General features: G+C 41.7%; 15 protein-coding genes and 1 other RNA gene. 11 read left to right on the top strand and 5 right to left on the bottom strand.

Annotated features, from left to right (window positions below; genetic code table 11):
• The 4 genes from aroA to MusilaSJ_RS01980 all read left to right on the top strand — a co-directional run bounded on the left by aroA (position 1) and on the right by MusilaSJ_RS01980 (position 4,686).
• Positions 1-1,317 carry a 3-phosphoshikimate 1-carboxyvinyltransferase gene (aroA, locus tag MusilaSJ_RS01995; protein ID WP_274988401.1) on the top strand — a complete coding sequence of 439 codons (1,317 nt, stop codon included), beginning with the start codon at positions 1-3 and terminating at the stop codon, positions 1,315-1,317.
• A gap of 259 nt (positions 1,318-1,576) precedes the next feature.
• Complete coding sequence (gene aroC / locus MusilaSJ_RS01990; RefSeq protein ID WP_274988400.1) at positions 1,577-2,671, top strand: chorismate synthase; 1,095 nt, start codon at positions 1,577-1,579, stop codon at positions 2,669-2,671.
• Between the two features lie 146 nt (positions 2,672-2,817).
• A complete protein-coding gene (locus MusilaSJ_RS01985) occupies positions 2,818-4,050 on the top strand; it encodes an MFS transporter (RefSeq protein ID WP_274988399.1) in 1,233 nt (410 codons plus the stop codon).
• 9 nt (positions 4,051-4,059) lie between these two features.
• Positions 4,060-4,686 carry an HAD family hydrolase gene (locus MusilaSJ_RS01980; RefSeq protein WP_274988398.1) on the top strand — a complete coding sequence of 209 codons (627 nt, stop codon included), beginning with the start codon at positions 4,060-4,062 and terminating at the stop codon, positions 4,684-4,686.
• On the opposite strand, the gene MusilaSJ_RS01975 is transcribed toward MusilaSJ_RS01980, so the two are convergent.
• Positions 4,658-5,188: a DinB family protein gene (locus MusilaSJ_RS01975; RefSeq protein WP_274988397.1), complete on the bottom strand. Its 531-nt coding sequence runs from the start codon at positions 5,186-5,188 to the stop codon at positions 4,658-4,660. The two genes, MusilaSJ_RS01980 and MusilaSJ_RS01975, sit on opposite strands and share 29 nt — an antisense overlap.
• A complete protein-coding gene (locus MusilaSJ_RS01970; protein WP_274988396.1) occupies positions 5,188-6,198 on the bottom strand; it encodes a glycosyl hydrolase in 1,011 nt (336 codons plus the stop codon). Before MusilaSJ_RS01970 ends, MusilaSJ_RS01975 begins: the two co-directional genes overlap by 1 nt.
• Positions 6,199-6,423: 225 nt before the next feature.
• On the opposite strand from MusilaSJ_RS01970, the gene MusilaSJ_RS01965 reads away from it, so the two are divergent.
• Positions 6,424-7,866: a L,D-transpeptidase scaffold domain-containing protein gene (locus MusilaSJ_RS01965; protein ID WP_274988395.1), complete on the top strand. Its 1,443-nt coding sequence runs from the start codon at positions 6,424-6,426 to the stop codon at positions 7,864-7,866.
• A gap of 64 nt (positions 7,867-7,930) precedes the next feature.
• Here MusilaSJ_RS01965 and MusilaSJ_RS01960 read toward each other — a convergent pair whose 3' ends face one another.
• The 3 genes from MusilaSJ_RS01960 to MusilaSJ_RS01950 all read right to left on the bottom strand — a co-directional run bounded on the left by MusilaSJ_RS01960 (position 7,931) and on the right by MusilaSJ_RS01950 (position 12,028).
• Positions 7,931-8,722 (bottom strand): murein L,D-transpeptidase catalytic domain family protein, encoded by a 792-nt coding sequence (locus tag MusilaSJ_RS01960; RefSeq protein ID WP_274988394.1) that lies wholly within the window; start codon positions 8,720-8,722, stop codon positions 7,931-7,933.
• 223 nt (positions 8,723-8,945) lie between these two features.
• Positions 8,946-9,524, bottom strand: coding sequence for a nitroreductase family protein (locus tag MusilaSJ_RS01955; protein WP_274988393.1), 579 nt, complete (start codon positions 9,522-9,524; stop codon positions 8,946-8,948).
• Positions 9,525-9,592: 68 nt separating this feature from the next.
• Positions 9,593-12,028 carry an alpha-ketoacid dehydrogenase subunit alpha/beta gene (locus tag MusilaSJ_RS01950; protein WP_274988392.1) on the bottom strand — a complete coding sequence of 812 codons (2,436 nt, stop codon included), beginning with the start codon at positions 12,026-12,028 and terminating at the stop codon, positions 9,593-9,595.
• Between the two features lie 136 nt (positions 12,029-12,164).
• Here MusilaSJ_RS01950 and MusilaSJ_RS01945 point away from each other — a divergent pair, with 136 nt between their 5' ends.
• The 6 genes from MusilaSJ_RS01945 to MusilaSJ_RS01920 all read left to right on the top strand — a co-directional run bounded on the left by MusilaSJ_RS01945 (position 12,165) and on the right by MusilaSJ_RS01920 (position 17,258).
• Complete coding sequence (locus MusilaSJ_RS01945; protein WP_090525844.1) at positions 12,165-12,563, top strand: DUF1573 domain-containing protein; 399 nt, start codon at positions 12,165-12,167, stop codon at positions 12,561-12,563.
• Positions 12,564-12,698: 135 nt separating this feature from the next.
• Positions 12,699-13,931, top strand: a complete 1,233-nt coding sequence (locus tag MusilaSJ_RS01940; RefSeq protein WP_274988391.1) for a pyridoxal phosphate-dependent aminotransferase — start codon at positions 12,699-12,701, stop codon at positions 13,929-13,931.
• Between the two features lie 76 nt (positions 13,932-14,007).
• Positions 14,008-14,376, top strand: a transfer-messenger RNA (tmRNA) gene (gene ssrA, locus MusilaSJ_RS01935).
• Between the two features lie 249 nt (positions 14,377-14,625).
• Positions 14,626-15,843, top strand: a complete 1,218-nt coding sequence (locus MusilaSJ_RS01930) for a site-specific integrase (protein WP_274988390.1) — start codon at positions 14,626-14,628, stop codon at positions 15,841-15,843.
• A 68-nt stretch (positions 15,844-15,911) separates the two neighbouring features.
• Entirely contained in the window at positions 15,912-16,442 is a 531-nt protein-coding gene (locus tag MusilaSJ_RS01925; protein ID WP_274988389.1) for an ORF6N domain-containing protein, read from the top strand.
• A 57-nt stretch (positions 16,443-16,499) separates the two neighbouring features.
• The gene (locus MusilaSJ_RS01920; RefSeq protein WP_274988388.1) at positions 16,500-17,258 is read left to right on the top strand and encodes an SH3 domain-containing protein; all 759 of its coding nucleotides are present in this window, start codon (positions 16,500-16,502) and stop codon (positions 17,256-17,258) included.
• The last annotated feature ends 46 nt before the right edge of the window (positions 17,259-17,304 follow it).

Here is a 17,304-nt window from a genome sequence, read left to right as displayed (position 1 = left end):
ATGATGCATAACATCATTCTGAAAAGAAATAATAAGTTCATTAACGGCACGGTTAACCTCACCGGTTCAAAAAGTGAGTGTAACCGCGCCCTGATCATCGAAGCGTTAAGCAAAGGTAAAGTGAGGGTTGAAAACGTATCTGACGCTGCTGACGCTGTTTTACTGGCAGGTATTTTAAGGGAGAACCAACAGTCAAGAGCCAAGAGCCAGGAGGTTCTGGCAGGAAACGCTTCTCCTGATAATTCCGAAATCGAAAATTGCAAATCCGAAATCGTAGACATCGGTCCGGCGGGCACAGCAATGCGCTTTTTGACAGCTTACTATGCTATACAGGAAGATGAAGTGATCTTAACCGGCAGTAAACGCATGAAGGAACGGCCAATAGGTATACTGGTTGATGCATTGCGCGTGCTGGGTGCCAATATTGATTATGAAGAGAATGATGGCTATCCTCCCATCAAATTAAAAGGAGGCTTCAGGCAGCAAACCGATAAGATTAGTATAAAGGGTAACATCAGTAGCCAATACATTACCGCATTGTTACTCATCGCTCCTGCATTACCTTTGGGTTTGGAATTGCATATTGAAGGCGAATTAACCTCGCGCCCTTATGTTGAAATGACCCTGGCCATGCTGGAAACTTCTGGTATCAAGCACATGTGGGAAGGTAATGTTATCGCAATTACAAACCAGGAATTTACAACAACATCACTGTACGTTGAACCGGACTGGAGTGCCGCCTCATACTGGTATGCTATTGCTGCGCTTGCAGATGAGGCTGAATTGTTTTTAACAGGCCTTACCCCTTACAGTTTGCAGGGCGATAGTGTAATCACCGAAATCATGGCTAACTTTGGTATTACTTCGCAGTTCAGGGATGGTGGCGTTCATCTTAAAAAAGAGAACAAACCTATCTCCCGCCGTGAGTTTGACCTGAAAGAATGCCCCGATCTGGCACAAACACTAATTGTTGTTTGCGCGGCACTTAATCATGAAGCATCTTTTACCGGCCTGGAAACTTTAAAGATCAAAGAAACCGACCGCATCCTGGCCCTGCAAACAGAGCTTGGCAAAATGGGTGTTAAGCTGATTGAAAAAGATGAAGTTTACACGCTTGATTGCAGCGGGAAATTTACCCCTGATGGTATCTTCATCAATACTTATCATGACCACCGAATGGCAATGGCCTTCGCGCCGCTGGCCCTCGTTCTTCCACAAATGGAATTTGAGAACGGTCCGGTGGTTGATAAATCATATCCCGCTTTCTGGAATGACCTGGAAAAGCAGGGGTTTGAAGTGGAAGAAGTTGAGGCTTAAAGCTGAAGGCCGAAATCCCAAAGCATAAACACAAAACTACGTCATTGCGAGGAAGGAAGCAATCCCCAGTTAGCAGGTGCGCCCTGCAAAGTTCGCGATTGCTTCGTACCTCGCAATGACGGTTATAAAAAAGAATCCGGACTTACGAAGTTTTAAATACTTCGTAAGTCTGGATTCTACAATAACATTTATAAACCAATTAAAGATATTCAGATAGGATGTCCTCATATCTCATATCTAACATCTCATATCTAAAACTATGGCAGGCAATTCATTCGGGCAATTATTCAGGATAACTACTTTTGGCGAATCACATGGCGAGGCCATCGGTGTAATTATTGACGGATGCCCGGCCGGTTTACAGGTTGATCTTGATTATATCCAGGGCGAACTGGATAAACGCAAACCCGGCCAGTCAAAGATCACCACCCAACGCAAAGAGAGCGACACTGTAAAGATCCTTTCGGGCACGTTTGAAGGTAAAACCACTGGTACACCTATAGCTATGCTGATCCCCAATGAAGATCAGCGTTCAAAAGATTACAGCCATAACGTGGATGTATATCGTCCGTCGCATGCCGATTATACCTATCAAACTAAATATGGCATCCGTGACCATCGCGGCGGCGGCCGCTCATCTGCCCGCGAAACCGCAGCCCGCGTTGCTGCCGGCGCTTTAGCTAAACTGCTGCTTAAAACACAGGGTATAGAAATTGTTGCCCATGTAAGCAGTGTAGGTAAAATCAATGCGCCTAACGTATTTATCAGCGATCCGATTGAGTTTATTGCAGAACGCGAAAAAAATATTGTACGTTGTGCCGACCCTGCCACTGCGGAAGAGATGATCGAATTTATTGACAGCGTACGTAAGGATGGCGATACCGTTGGCGGCAAGATCAGCTGCTATATAAAAAACTGCCCCGTTGGCCTTGGCGAACCTGTGTTTGATAAACTGCATGCCGATTTAGGCAAAGCAATGTTAAGCATCAACGCTGTTCATGGCTTTGAGTTTGGCTCGGGCTTTGAAGGCAGCGAAATGCGTGGGTCTGAGCATAACGATATCTTTGTAAAATCGCACCTGGGTGATATACAAACCATTACCAATTTTTCGGGCGGGATCCAGGGAGGCATCAGCAATGGTATGCCTATCGAATTTAAGGTAGCCTTTAAACCCGTAGCCACCATCATGAAAAACCAGGCAACCATCGACAGCCAGGGCAATGCTGCTGAAATATCGGGCAAAGGCCGTCACGATCCTTGTGTGGTTCCGCGCGCTGTACCTATTGTTGAAGCCATGGCTGCCCTCGTATTGGCTGATCATTGGCTCAGGAATAGAAACGCACGTTTGAGTTAATGGTATATTTTAGCTCAAAGCAAAAGGCCGAAAGCTTAAAGCGTTCTAATGAGAAGCTTTGAACTTTCGGCCTTTTATTTATTATAATTTTTGCTTTAGGCTTTCTGCTTTAAGCTTTCAGCCCAATAACCTACCTTTGCAAAGCTATGGCTACCTCTCTTATCCAATTATACAAGCAAGCTTACAGCGGGCTTTCAAAAAACAGCTGGTACCTGAGCATTGTAATGCTTATTAACCGCAGCGGTACCATGGTTGTACCATTCATGACCATTTATACCATCAGGCAGCTGCATTTTACCATTGAACAGTCGGGATATATTATGGCTATTTTTGGCGTGGGTGCTGTTTCCGGCGGCTTCATCGGTGGTAAGCTGATCAATAAAATAGGCTTTTATGATTTGCAGGTTGGGGCATTGCTTACCGGCGGCTTACTGTTCCTGGTACTGGGCTATCAAACAAGTTTCATCAGTATGGCTATTTTTACATTCCTATTGAGCATCTGCAATGAGTCGTTCAGACCCGCAAACTCAACAGCTATAGCCCATTACAGTACCGAAGAAAACAAAACGCGCTCCTACTCGCTTAACCGGTTAGCTACAAACTTAGGATGGGCCTTTGGCGGCGGTTTAGGGGGATTATTGGCATCTATAAATTATCATTTACTTTTTTGGGTAGATGGTTGTACAAATATCTCGGCAAGTATACTATTGCTCACTTTGATGCCCCGTTCAAAAGTGGCAAAAACAATCAAAGAAGCAGTGGCCGGCTTTGATGAAGTGGTTTCATCGGCTTATAAAGATGGGGTTTACCTGCTGTTTATCTTATTGGCAACCCTGTTCGCAACTTGTTTTTTCCAGTTCTTTATTATGCAACCCGTATTTTATAAAATACAATGGCATTTTAACGAGCGTTTTATCGGTTTCCTGCTTGCGCTAAACGGAATACTTATCGTTTTGATTGAAATGATATTGATTAACTGGCTTGAAGGCAAACGCCATGCGCTAACCTATATTATCTCGGGTATCCTGGTTACCGGGGCTGGTTTTGTTTTGCTTAACCTGATGCCGCATGTGCCTTTAGTAGCCATATTAATTGTATGCATGATAACATTGGGTGAAATGCTTTCCATGCCATTTATGAACACGTTTTGGATAAGCCGTTCAAATGTGCGTAACCGTGGTGAGTATGCTGCGTTATACAGCATGTCATGGGCCGGTGCACAGATCATCGCTCCATTTTTGGGTAGCCAGGTGATCGCCTACGGAGGGTTTGAAATGCTTTGGTGGTTACTGGGCGGTGTTTGTATGCTTGTGGCCTGCGGTTACTTCATTATGAAGCGATCTATCCATATCAATAAACGAGTGCCTGTTTTACCTTAATTTGCTACCATGAAAAAAGCCATCATATTAGATCTTGATAATACCATATACCCGGTAAGTTCCATTGCCGATCATTTGTTTAATGAACTATTCAGCTTTCTTGATCAGCATATTGCCGGTGAGAGTATCGAGCATATCAATAAAGCAAAGGAGGATTTGAAGAGGATTCCCTATCAAAAGGTGGCAGACAAATATCAGTTTAGCGAACTGGTTAAAAATAAAGGGCTCGAACTATTGAATAACATCGAATACAACCGGCCAATGCAGCCTTTTGACGATTACAAACAGATCCGCGAAGTAAAGATCACCAAGTTTTTGGTTACCACGGGCTTTACCAAACTGCAATGGAGCAAAGTTAAAATGCTGAACATTGAAGCAGATTTTGAAGCCATCCACATTGTAGACCCTGAGCTTTCGCCCCTCACCAAGAAAGATATTTTCGCGTTGATCTTGGAGAAATATGATTACAAACCCGAAGATGTACTCGTTATTGGGGATGATCCAGAATCTGAAATAAAAGCAGCAAGCGAATTGGGTATCGATACTTTCTTATACGATCCTGAAAATGAACATCCTAATGCCCGGGTAACCTATCGTTCACAAAATCTCAAAGACGCGACCGCTGTTGTTGCTTAAGCACCTTTACAGTAACCAAAAGCTGCCCGAGATGACGCATGGTATGCTCGGCCGAATGCGTATACAAGCCGATAACTGTTGATGGTAATTGCCCCCGGCCTACTCCCCGCCAATCGGTTAATATAGCTTCATCGGTAGCTTTGAGTTGATTGATAGCATCATCAACCTGGGAATTAAACGCTTTTATCAAATCAATAACGGTAATTTTATACTCACCAGGTTTACCTTCGGCTGCAAGATAACTTAGTTGAGTTTCGCTAAGCCCCTCTCCTTTTGCGTAAGTAAAAAGCCGGTTAAGTACCCCAGTAAGGTGTTGCAAATGAAAACCAGGTGAAGCCATGCCAGCAAGATTTTCCCATAACAGTTTTTCCGGAAAATCGATCATCAATTCATTAAGCTCTTCCCTTGCCTGTAAAAGGGCATGCGCCACAGGTTGAAGCAGGGCGGGCATCTCGTCCAGCGCACCGCGAAGCCAAACTTCAGGTAATTTTTGAGTAGACATTAGTTTTTATTTAACAGTGTTTTCACTTGTTCGTGATTCAAGGTTTGAGGCAAACCATAGATGGTTCTTACACGCTCGTGTGTATTATCAGTCCAAAGCCAGCTTGTCCACACCATAAACCAGGCCCATTCGGGCTGGGCTGCCAGAATTTCGGGTTTTGGCAGTTCGCCGGTTTCTGTCAGCGCAATGATCTTGCCATTAGCAACCTTAAGCAAATCGTTATAATCCCGTTGTTCATAATCGAAATGATAGATATCAGCACCTAAAATATCTACATAACCGGCACCCGGATAAAAGTCCTTATAGTCATATGCTTCATCTAATGGCAGGTCGCGCAAACCATTAGGGCCCCATACCCAAATCAGATTGTTTAAATGATGATAATTTGTGTACCGGTCATACATCATTTTCCAAAGTTTGATAATACCGTCATTACCTTTTTTGTTTCCCCACCAAAACCATACGCCGTTCATTTCATGGTATGGGCGCCACAAAACAGGCACATGGGCATTCCTTAACTGTTTCAGGTAACCGGCTACAACGTCAATCTGCGCCAACCATTTTTTATTCAATTCGGTATTGGGAGTAATTAACTCCTTCCATTGCCCATCGGTCAATTTCCCCTGGATGCTTTGCTTCCAATCATAGGGAGGGTTATCAATTGGCCTGCCCTGGTGCCACATCAATGTTACGAGATAGCCGTCCTGCCATTTCTGTTTAGCTTCGTTAACGAGGTCCTGCCCCAGGTCCTTATCTCCCCAAAGCATGAAATCAGAGCCCCACACGGCGGGATATTGTCCTGTAATGGCTTTAGCACTGTCTGAAAAAACGTCACGGTCACTGTTATAATTTTGCTGCCCCGATAAAATATGTTTACCTTTTATACTATAAAGGAAGCTAAGCAATTTATTTACCTCAGGCGATGCTTCTTTATTTACTGGTTTAAAACGTTGTGCTAATGCCATGAATGGCAATGATATGATGAGAGCAAGCGGGAGTAGTTTTTTCATTTTAATTAAACAGGCTATTCGGCTTAAAGGAGATAATAGGCTTTGTTCAAAAATAAATAAAAAGCACGGCCGTTTATGGTATGGCTATTGCTATTCATAAGCAATATTTAACTATCTTTCGTCTATATGATACCTATTCCCTTTAGGAAACACTTTATCCCGATTATACTTTCCACGTGTTTGGTTTTGCCTGCTGTATTACAAAGCTGTAAGAAAAAGCATGAAATGATTGCTGAAGATATGTTCAGGATCACACAAAATGAAATTTTTAAAAAGGCCGATACTGAAGGATACATCCCTGTTTTTAAAAGAGTATTCACAAAATACCGGTCCAAGACAGCTAATTCGCTGGTTATCGAATCATTTTTCAAAAAGAACGAATACCAGCCCCTTTTAGTTATAAACCACTTAAATAATGGTGATCTCGAAGCTTTAACAGAATATCTTGATAAGATCAATGAACATGGTCTTGATCCAACTGTGTATCCATCGGCAGAGATCAAAGCGCTTGTAGCCAAACTCAAAGACAAAAAGGCTATAAAAACAATTGATGAAGCCTATGAAACTGTTGCCAAACTTGAGGTGTTAACAGCGGGCGCTTTGACAAAATACTCCAATGCGCTGCAATACGGGGTGATCAATCCTAAAAAGATCTACTCGAGGTATTTTATGGCCACCCGCCGGCCTGATAGCACGACGATGATTGCCACCTTAAACCGGGCGGACTTTAAAACATTCCTTGACAGTATCCAACCTAAAAGCCCTCAATATTTAGCGTTGCAAAAAGCATACAGGGATAGTACAACTATCGAAGGCCTTTCCCACGAGGAGAGCAAACGCTATTTATTGGTTAGCCTGGAGCGGCTGCGTTGGCGAAATAAACCGTTCGAACCCAAATACGTGATTGTAAATATCCCCGATTTCAGGCTCGACGTTATCGAAGATGGCAAATCGGTTTTAAATATGAAAGTTTGTGTAGGCCAGGGACGAAACATGAAAAACCAGAACACGCTTGAACATTTTGATGATACAGCGAGGGCCGATAAACCTTTTCCCCGGGAAACGCCGATACTGAACAGCCTGATCCATAGCGTTGAGGTAAATCCTATTTGGAATATTCCCCGCAGTATTGCCACAAAAGAGATCATTGTTGAGGCAGCCGACGACCGTTACTACCTCTCCAACAAAAATATAGATGTTTTTAAGGACGGTAAAAGGATTGAAGACCCGGAAACTATCGACTGGTCGCAGGTTACGCCCGACAATCTGGAATACGAGTTCAAACAACGCCCCGGAGAAGACAACTCGCTGGGTAAAATAAAGTTCCTGTTTAAAAACCGTAGCAGCGTTTACCTGCATGATACCCCTAATAAAGAAGCATTCAGGCATGCTATGCGTGCAGTAAGTCACGGCTGTGTACGATTGGGTGATCCGCTTGGCCTGGCGCAAAACCTGTTTGGAGAAGGTGCAGACCTCGACACCATTTCGAAAGATATGGTTGAAGATAAACCGAATCCTACCAATATAGGCTTGCCAAAGAAAACGCCTATTTACATCACCTATGTAACCTGCTGGGCAGATGACAATGGCACCATTCAATACCGCCCAGATGTTTATGGTTTAGATATAGTGCTTTATGCACACCTGCAAAGCTTTTTAGCCAAATAAAAAAGAGCCCGGCAAACTTTTGGGTAAGCCGGGCTTCATGATTTGGTTTATAGTTGGGTTGGATTTAAAACTTTGTAAAATTGAACGAAGTATCAGCGCTTGCCATTAAGTTAAGCGGCCCCGTTTCATCCAGGTATTTTGAATAGTACGACTCATCGTTTCCATTAATAAATAAAACGGTTTTGCCGGCAATGGTATTGATAACTTTATTAACCACTTTCGGCGATACCGCAGGGCAACCAAAGCTTCTGCCGATATATCCCTGCTCATTGATAGCAGCCGGCCCAACATAGTTAGCGCCATGTACAACAATGCTGCGCATACGGGCATTACCGTTAAAGCCTTCATCCATACCGTCAAGGTATAGTGAACGCCCATGTTTACCATTATAAACCTTATCAGTTACATAAAATCCCAGACTGCTTTCATGTGAATCGTTAGCATCCGAAAAATGATTTGCCATTTCCTGCCCGCTGCCTGATCCATGTGCAACCCATGTATTGAGCACCAACTGTTTGTTTAACAAATTTATAATCCACATACGCTTTTCACGGCTTGATTTGGAGAAATCAACCACGGTAAGCACCTCACTGCTTTGAGGTACCTGGTGCGAAAGCTTCAGATTGGTATAGCCTGTTACAGCTTTTTCAAACACGTTAAAAGCTAAACCGGCCTCCTTAAGATGCGCCGCCTCGTATAAATTATTAACATATTGCTCGAATAGTTCCTTTGTTGTAAACGCTGCATTTTCTTTCCTTACGCTCACTGATCTGTTTGCACCATCCGATTTCCAGCTTAAAATTGTTGCTGAAAGAAAAAAGATCGACATAGTGACCCACAAAAAATGTTTCCTCATACGCTTGCCTGAGTTTAATTTAATTTTAATTAATTAGGGTATAGTAACAGGGTTTGGATAAAAGGTTAACCTGCTATTAACAGATTAATACAAAAATATACTTTAAAACTTAAAATCCAAATCAGAAAAATGATATTTTTTTACTAAAATGAAAATAAATTTAAAAATAAGCAATATTTTAAACTGTTATACGAGCGAAAAAAGGAAAGGTTATAGATTAAATTTATTTAACCCATTTAATTTTATTTTCAAGAGGAATAGTGCGTTTACCTTCGGGATACTGGTCGGCATAACCAAGATATAATACCCCCATTACATTATCCTCATCCCGCAAATTCAAAAATTCTTTAAAAGCAGGTTTCAGGATAGCACCGCCTGTGCTCCAGAATGAGGCTATATTTAAGGCGGTGGCTCCTAAAAGGATATTCTGAATAGCGCTCGATACAGCTGCAACTTCCTCGAACGGCGGTATTTTAGGCAAATCGCCGCGCTGCATTACCGAAATGATCACATGCGAAACTTTGTTGCCAAGGGTTTTCAGGTTGTTGTATGCAGCCTCATTAAATTCTTCGGCAGATACACTCTGTTTATAAACTTCGGCATGTTCGGCACAAAACTGCTCCGGGTTTTCATAAACAATAAAGCGCCAGGGCTCGGTGAAACCATGGGTTGGTGCCCAATCAGCAAGTTCCAGCAGGGCGGCTATATGACCGTTTGGTGCCTTATGACCATTCATCATGGCTGGTTTTACGGTACGGCGGGTTTTGATATTCTCGGCAACGGTTAAAAAAGTATTGTCCATTTCAGATAAAAAGGGTTGTTGAAATCAGGATTATGAATCACTGATTTCAACAACCTGTAATTATGTTATTAATAAATAGCAGGATATTTTGATGGATTAGCCTCGTTCATCATAGCGTAAACAATTTCAACAACATCATCAACAGAAGGCTTGCTGAAGTAGTCTCCGTCCGAACCATAAGGCGGCCTGTGTTCTTTTGCGGTAAGCGTTTTTGGCTGGGCATCAAGCGCATAATAGCCATTTTGGCCTTCCATTATCTTTTGCAGAATATAAGCTGAGCCAGCACCCGGTAAATCCTCATCAACAACAAGCAACTTGCTGGTTTTCTTTAACGAAACACCACAAACACCCTCTGTATCAAAAGGGTATAAAGTTTGCGGATCGATAATTTCGATATTGATACCCATTGCTGCAAGCTCTTCCGATGCCTCCTGTACGATGCGCAGCGTTGAACCATAAGATACAACGGTAATATCGTTGCCTTCGCGCAAAACCTCGGCCTTACCAAGCGGTACAGTAAATTCGCCGACATTGGCAGGTAACTTTTCTTTCAGGCGATAACCGTTCAGGCATTCTATTACCAGCGCAGGTTCATCACCCCTTAATAGCGTATTGTACATACCTGCTGCCTGAGTCATGTTACGGGGTACACAAATATGAAAGCCGCGCATTGACCCTAAAATAACACTCATTGGCGAACCTGAATGCCAGATTCCTTCTAAACGATGGCCACGGGTACGAATAATCAGCGGAGCTTTTTGCCCGCCCATGGTACGGTAACTTAAACTGGCTATATCATCACTGATGATGGTTATGGCATAGATCAGATAGTCAAGGTATTGGATCTCTGCAATTGGCCTTAGGCCGCGCATAGCAAGACCCATACCCTGCCCTATGATACTTGTTTCGCGAATGCCCGTATCTGTAATGCGGATTTCCCCATATTTTGCCTGTAAACCGGCAAAACCCTGGTTAACATCGCCTATCGCACCCAAATCTTCACCAAATGCAACAATGCTTTTATCACGTGCAAAATTAGCATCGAAAGCGGCATTCAATACTTCCCTTCCATCTATTAACTTTGCATCATCACTATAAATAGCGGGCACAACAGGCACATACAGAGGGGATTCAGGAGTTCCGGTAAACAGCTTTGAGTTGTAACGTTCCGTATTTTTTACTTTCTCAACTTTTAACCATTCTGTTAAAAGCTGGCGTTCAATATTATTTTTGGTAGTGGTTAAACGTAATGTTTTGCGGATAGCTGAAAAGATTTCGCGGCGCCCGGCATCAATACTGGAGCGCAAACCAGCTGATAATGCTGATATTGCTTCTTTTTTATCCGGCATTGTTTCGGCAAAGGCATCGATCAATGCTGCAGCTTCTTCTATTTCGCTTTTTATTACGACAGCCAATTCATTAGCCGCCTCACGCTGACATTCGCGTACATACCTTTTCGCTTCAGCTTCAAGCTCTTCCAGTTCAATTTCGGTCGAGATAGCCGATGTGATCATCCATTCGCGCATTTTTAACAAACAATCGTGCTCATCTTCCCAAATAAGGCGCTCCCTGCTTTTATAACGCTCGTGTGAGCCCGAAGTTGAGTGGCCCTGTGGTTGGGTCATTTCGGTAACGTGAATCAGCACAGGCACATGTTCCTCACGGCAAATATTAATGGCACGCTCGTAAGTTTCACAAAGAGCAATATAATCCCAACCGCGAACTTTAAAGATCTCGTAACCGTTGCTTCCATTTTCGCGTTGAAAGCCTTTTAATATTTCAGAAATATCTTCTTTGGTAGTTTGCAGGTTTGCTGGTACCGAAATAGCATAAGCATCATCCCAAATAGAGATGGCCATAGGCACCTGTAGTACCCCCCCTGCATTGAAAGTCTCAAAAAACGAACCTTCGGAGGTAGCACCATTGCCAACACTGCCAAAAGCTACCTCATTACCGTTAATCGAAAATTGTTTCAGATAATCCAGTTCTTTATTTTGGCGATATAGCTTTGATGCGTAAGCTAACCCTAATAAGCGGGGAATTTGTCCGGCAGTGGTTGATATATCCGACGAACTGTTCATTGTTTCAGCCTGGTTAACCCAGCTGCCATCAGTATTTACAAAGCGTGTAGCGTAATGACAGTTCATTTGCCTGCCGCCTGATGCAGGATCTTTTTCAATATCTGGGTTAGCATATAACTGGGCAAAAAACTCTTTCATATTGCTCATGCCTGTAGCAAACATAAAAGTTTGATCGCGGTAGTAGCCCGCGCGCCAGTCGCCGGCGCGGAAAGCCTTGGCCATTGCCAGTTGTGCAAGCTCTTTACCGTCGCCAAAAATACCGAACTTTGCCTTGCCCGTTAGTACTTCCCTGCGGCCTATTAAACTGGCCTGACGGCTCTCATAACCAATGCGGTAATCATCAATAACTATCTTCTTGAAATCATCAAAACTGAGCTCGGCAGTATTAAATTTACTGGTAGCGCGTGTTGTAGTTTCAGGCATATAAAATTTTGTTTAGACGGTAAAAGTATAAAATTCTATTCTGTATTAAGCAAACTAACAGATAAAACCCGGAGTTTGAGTAATAGTTTTGTAATTACATTAAACCTTTTATATTTGTAATAATCAAATATAACGTATGAAAAAGATATTAATGATTTGCGCGGTAATATTAGGCTTTGCCTTCACCGCATCAGCACAAGATAGCGGAAAGGCTGAATTTAAGTTTAACGAAGAAAAGCATGACTTCGGTAAAATACCCCAAGGCACTCCGGTTACTACTGTGTTTGAATTTACCAATATTGGTAAAGAACCGCTTATTTTAACAGAAGTAAGACCGACCTGCGGTTGTACCATTGCCGATTATACTAAAACCCCTGTAAAAAGCGGTGATAAGGGAACAATCAAGATAACTTACAATGCTGCTGCTGCTGCTCCGTTTAACAAAACTATTGTTGTTAAATCAAACGCAGTAACGCCCGAAAAATATTTGAACATTGTTGGTGAAGTTGTAGCTAAACCCGCGGCAAGCAAATAACTGATTGCATGCTTGATATATCCCGTATATCAACCGGGATATTTAAAAATAATATTTAAAAGACCCGAAACCGGGTCTTTTTTCATTTACAAAGGTTTTACAAAACAATATTTTCATTTTTAGTAATTTTGCAGGATGCCAAAAATATCTAAAAAAGGGCAGCGGATGCCCGCATCACCGATACGTAAATTGACACCTTTTGCTGATAAAGCAAAGCAGGATGGGAAAAAGGTGTATCATCTCAACATCGGCCAACCCGATATTGCAACACCCGATGGCATGCTGAATGCCATTAAAAATATTGATTTTAAGGTTTGGGCCTATACCCCAAGTGAGGGCACATTAAGCTATCGCAAAAAGCTTACTGAATATTATAACAAGTTGGATTATAATATTACTCCCGAAGATATTATTGTTACCACAGGAGGTTCGGAAGCGATTACAATTGCCATGATGGCCTGCCTTGATTCGGGCGATGAAGTGATTATCCCTGAACCTTTTTATGCCAATTATAATGGATTTGCAAGCCAGGGCGATATTGTGGTTAAGCCTATATTGTCATACATTGATAATGGTTTCGCGCTCCCTCCTATCAGCGAATTTGAAAAACTGATTACAGATAAAACCAGGGCCATCATCATATGCAATCCTAACAATCCTACCGGGTATTTATACTCAAAAGAAGAGATGGAAGCATTGAAACAACTGGTTTTAAAGCATGACCTTTACCTTTTTTCGGATGAAGCTTACCGCGAGTTTTGCTATGATGGCCGTTCATTTATATCACCGGTGCACATGGATGGGCTTGAAGAAAACGTTGTAATATTGGATACGGTAAGCAAACGCTACAGCGCGTGCGGCGCCCGGTTAGGCTGTCTGATCACTAAAAATAAAGAGTTGCGTACCACAGCTTTAAAATTTGCCCAGGCCCGTTTAAGCGCAGGCATGGTTGAACAAATTGCCGGCGAAGCTGCAGTTGATACTCCGGATAGCTATTTTGAAGCCGTAAATAAAGAATATACCAGCAGGCGCAACACACTTGTTAATGCATTGAACAAAATGGATGGCGTTTATTGCCCTAATCCGGGCGGGGCTTTTTATGTGGTTGCCAAATTACCTATTGACGATGCCGACAAGTTTTGCCAATGGATGCTTGAATGCTTCAGCCTCAGCAATGAAACGGTGATGATGGCCCCTGCCACCGGCTTTTACAGCACACCGGGCGCGGGATTAAATGAAGTGCGTATGGCATACGTCTTAAATAATAACGACCTTAAAAAAGCGATGATTTGTTTGGATGAAGCATTGAAAGTTTATCCGGGCCGCGTGGTAGCTGAAAGCTTAAAGCAAAAGGCAGAAAGCGTTTGAATTTGCCCAGTTAGCTAAAATTTTATATCTTTGATGGCTTTTTGTTTTATCCTTTCAGATTTAAGCTCCAATAAATGGGGTCGACCGGAATTGACAGGATGGAGATAAGTAGGTAAGCATGCAGCGCGTTGGGTGAATTAGCGCTTTAATCTGAACGCTCAAACTTACAAATGGCGAAAATAACTACGCCTTAGCTGCCTAATTTAGAATTAGCATAGCTTTTGTCCCGCCGATTTTCCGTTTCACCGGATCGGCAATCGGGGCATCGAAAGATGAAACTGGCCTGCTTAGGGTGTGATAAGCGGGTAAGATAAAGCACCTAAGGAAGACGGTACAGGTAAGCGGCTGACCTTCCCCTTCCCTACAATTAAACAGAAGCTAAGCATGTAGAAAGCTTACCTTATACCATGTTTGGACGAGGGTTCGAATCCCTCCGGCTCCACTGAATTCAGTATTAAAACAGACTAAAAGCCTGCAAATCAAATGATTGCAGGCTTTTGTTTTTTAGTCAAATGACTATATTATTCATCAATTCGCGATAAAATGGAGCGTAATTCGGTGAGTATGTTTTAGAGATTCTTTACTCACCAAAACCGCATATCTATTTGATAATCAAGATATTCAAATTTTGAACATCTTGTACAGATGTGATTGCAAGCTTAATTTTGTTTCACTTTTTAATGCTTAAAACATTATGAAAACTAATTTCAGCTTGCTTTTTTATTTAAAAAAGCCAAAAAACTATCAAGCCGGCCTGGTGCCGATTTATCTACGTATTACCGTAAACGGTAAACGTTCCGAAACTACCACAGGGCGGGAATGTGAGCCAAGTCTGTGGAACAGCATTGCGGGAAGATTAAAAGGGACTAAGGAGGACACTAAATCTTTTAATGCCTACTTAGACACTTTGAAAAAACAAGTGTACGAGGCGCACAGTCAACTGACCGAAGCAAAAAGCAGTATTACCGCTGAAACTCTTAGAGATAGGCTATTGGGTAAAAGCGAAAAAACAAGAATGCTTATAGACGTATTTAAAGACCACAACAAGAAAATTGCCACTTTAGTTGGTAAAGAGTATGCCTCAGGTACTTCAATTCGCTATCAAACCTCACTAAAACACACACAAGAATATTTGCAGTGGCAATACAAAGTGTCGGATATAGATATTAAAAAAATCGACCATGATTTTATTGCCAATTACGAGTTTTATCTCCGTTCAGAACGCAATTGCGCTAATAACTCTGCTTTTAAATACATAAAGAATTTCAAAAAAATCGTTGGTATTTGCTTATCAAGCGGGTGGTTAGACAAAGACCCATTTATCAATTACAAAATAAGGATTAAGCAGGTTGACAGGTTTTTTCTGAATGGAGATGATTTGCAAGCTATAGCCGACAAAGTATTTTCAACAGAGCGATTAAACCAGGTAAGAGATATTTTTTTATTTTGCTGTTTTACGGGTTTAGCTTATGCTGATGTAAACAAGCTTAAACGCAACGAAATTGTCAAAGGTCTGGATGGAGAAATGTGGATATTCACAAAACGTAAAAAAACAGACACCCCAAGCCGTATTCCATTATTACCATCTGCCTTAACTCTACTTGATAAATACGCAGATCATCCAGTTTGCAGTAATTTAGGTAAAGCCCTTCCAGTAAGTACCAATCAAAAAATGAATGCTTATTTAAAAGAAATAGCAGGGATTTGTGGCATAGATAAACCTTTGACTTTTCATATTGCCCGACATACTTTTGCCACTACCGTTACACTATCCAACGGTGTACCTATAGAGAGCGTAAGCAAAATGCTAGGTCATACCAATATTAAAACTACACAGCACTACGCAAAAATATTGGATTTAAAAGTTAGCCAGGACATGGCCGCCATTAGACAGAAATACGCCGCAATTTAATCTTATGATCTCTAAGGTCACAAAATGTGACCTTAGAGATTTCTCCTTTTTTAAAATACAAGAAAATAATGGAAAATCAAATAATACCCGATGAAGTAATCATGACTAAGATATTTTATATCAGAGGGCAGAAAGTAATGCTTGATAAAGATTTGGCAGAATTGTATGGTACAGAAACAAAAAAGCTTAAGCAACAAGTCAATAGAAATCTGAACAGATTCCCAAACCACTATATGTTTGAGTTGACAAAAGAAGAAAATGAACTTCTAAGGTCGCAAAATGCGACCTTAAAGAAAGGGGAACATTCCAAATACTTGCCATTTGTTTTTACGGAACATGGTATTTTAATGTTATCTAATGTGCTTAAAAGTGAAAGCGCGGTAAAGGTAAGTATTCGGATTATAGATGTTTTTGTCAGGCTAAGGGAGGTCTATGCCGAGCAAACGGAAGTTTGGTTAGCTATTGAAAAGATAAAATCCAAGCTTGATAATCAGGATAAGAATATGGAAATAGTATTCCGTTATCTTGACGAGCTAATCGATAAAAAAGACAACCAACCGCCACGAAAAGCAATTGGCTTTAAACCAGACGGTTTTTAAGACTCATTTTAAACAAAGTCATTACGTAAATTTGTTATCTACCTAAAAAACAAGTTTATGAGAGCACAATATTTTAAACATCGTCATTGGGCCGATTTTTCCAAAGATAGCAACGACATAGGCCGTCCCTTGTTTTGGCCGAAAGATAACGAAGACAATCATTTTTTATACAGGCTATATGATAAGCAGGAAGCAGAGTTTCCTGCTTTTTATCAATACCATCTTGACGATTTTCTGAAGAATTATCCCGATGCCGAAGAAAAAGAATTTTTCACACACGTTTGGGAAATAATTGACGATGCCACCGCCGAACTGAAAGTAAAAAACCGCTACACTTCCAGGCACGCAATGGAGTTTAAAAATAAACAGCATTTAAAAAGTTTCTTAGCCTATCTTAAAACTATTGACCAATGGAACACAGGCCGAACCAAGGATGAAATCATTGCAGATAAAGAAGGTGAAATCCGAAGCTTGAAAGAACAAAATGCCGAGCTAAAAGAAGAACTTAAAGCTGCAAGGAAATTAGAAACCGAAGACTTTATTAATATTCAGGAGGGCTATCTTTTGACCGTGGTTGACCTCGCAAAGAAAATGCAGGAATTAGAATTGAATGGTAAGGAACTTGTATTTTCACAAACACAAACTGTCTGGACAAAGATGATCTGTAAGAATTTCCGGCATGGCAACAGGGAAATTAAATTTGAAACCATACGGCGATATTTCCCCGGCAACCCTGATGAACCCAGCGGCAGGTCAGCCGCTGTTCCCACCAAATCACAGCTTTTCCAAATAGTTGAAGCGAAAAAGCGAAGCTGATATAGCTTGCTTTTCGCTTAGCCCCTTTGTTTAACACCATCTGTCA

The organism is Mucilaginibacter sp. SJ, assembly GCF_028993635.1.
Lineage (GTDB): Bacteria > Bacteroidota > Bacteroidia > Sphingobacteriales > Sphingobacteriaceae > Mucilaginibacter.
Note: the sequence above shows the minus strand (reverse complement) of the source record. Positions and strands in the feature narration are given on the sequence as shown.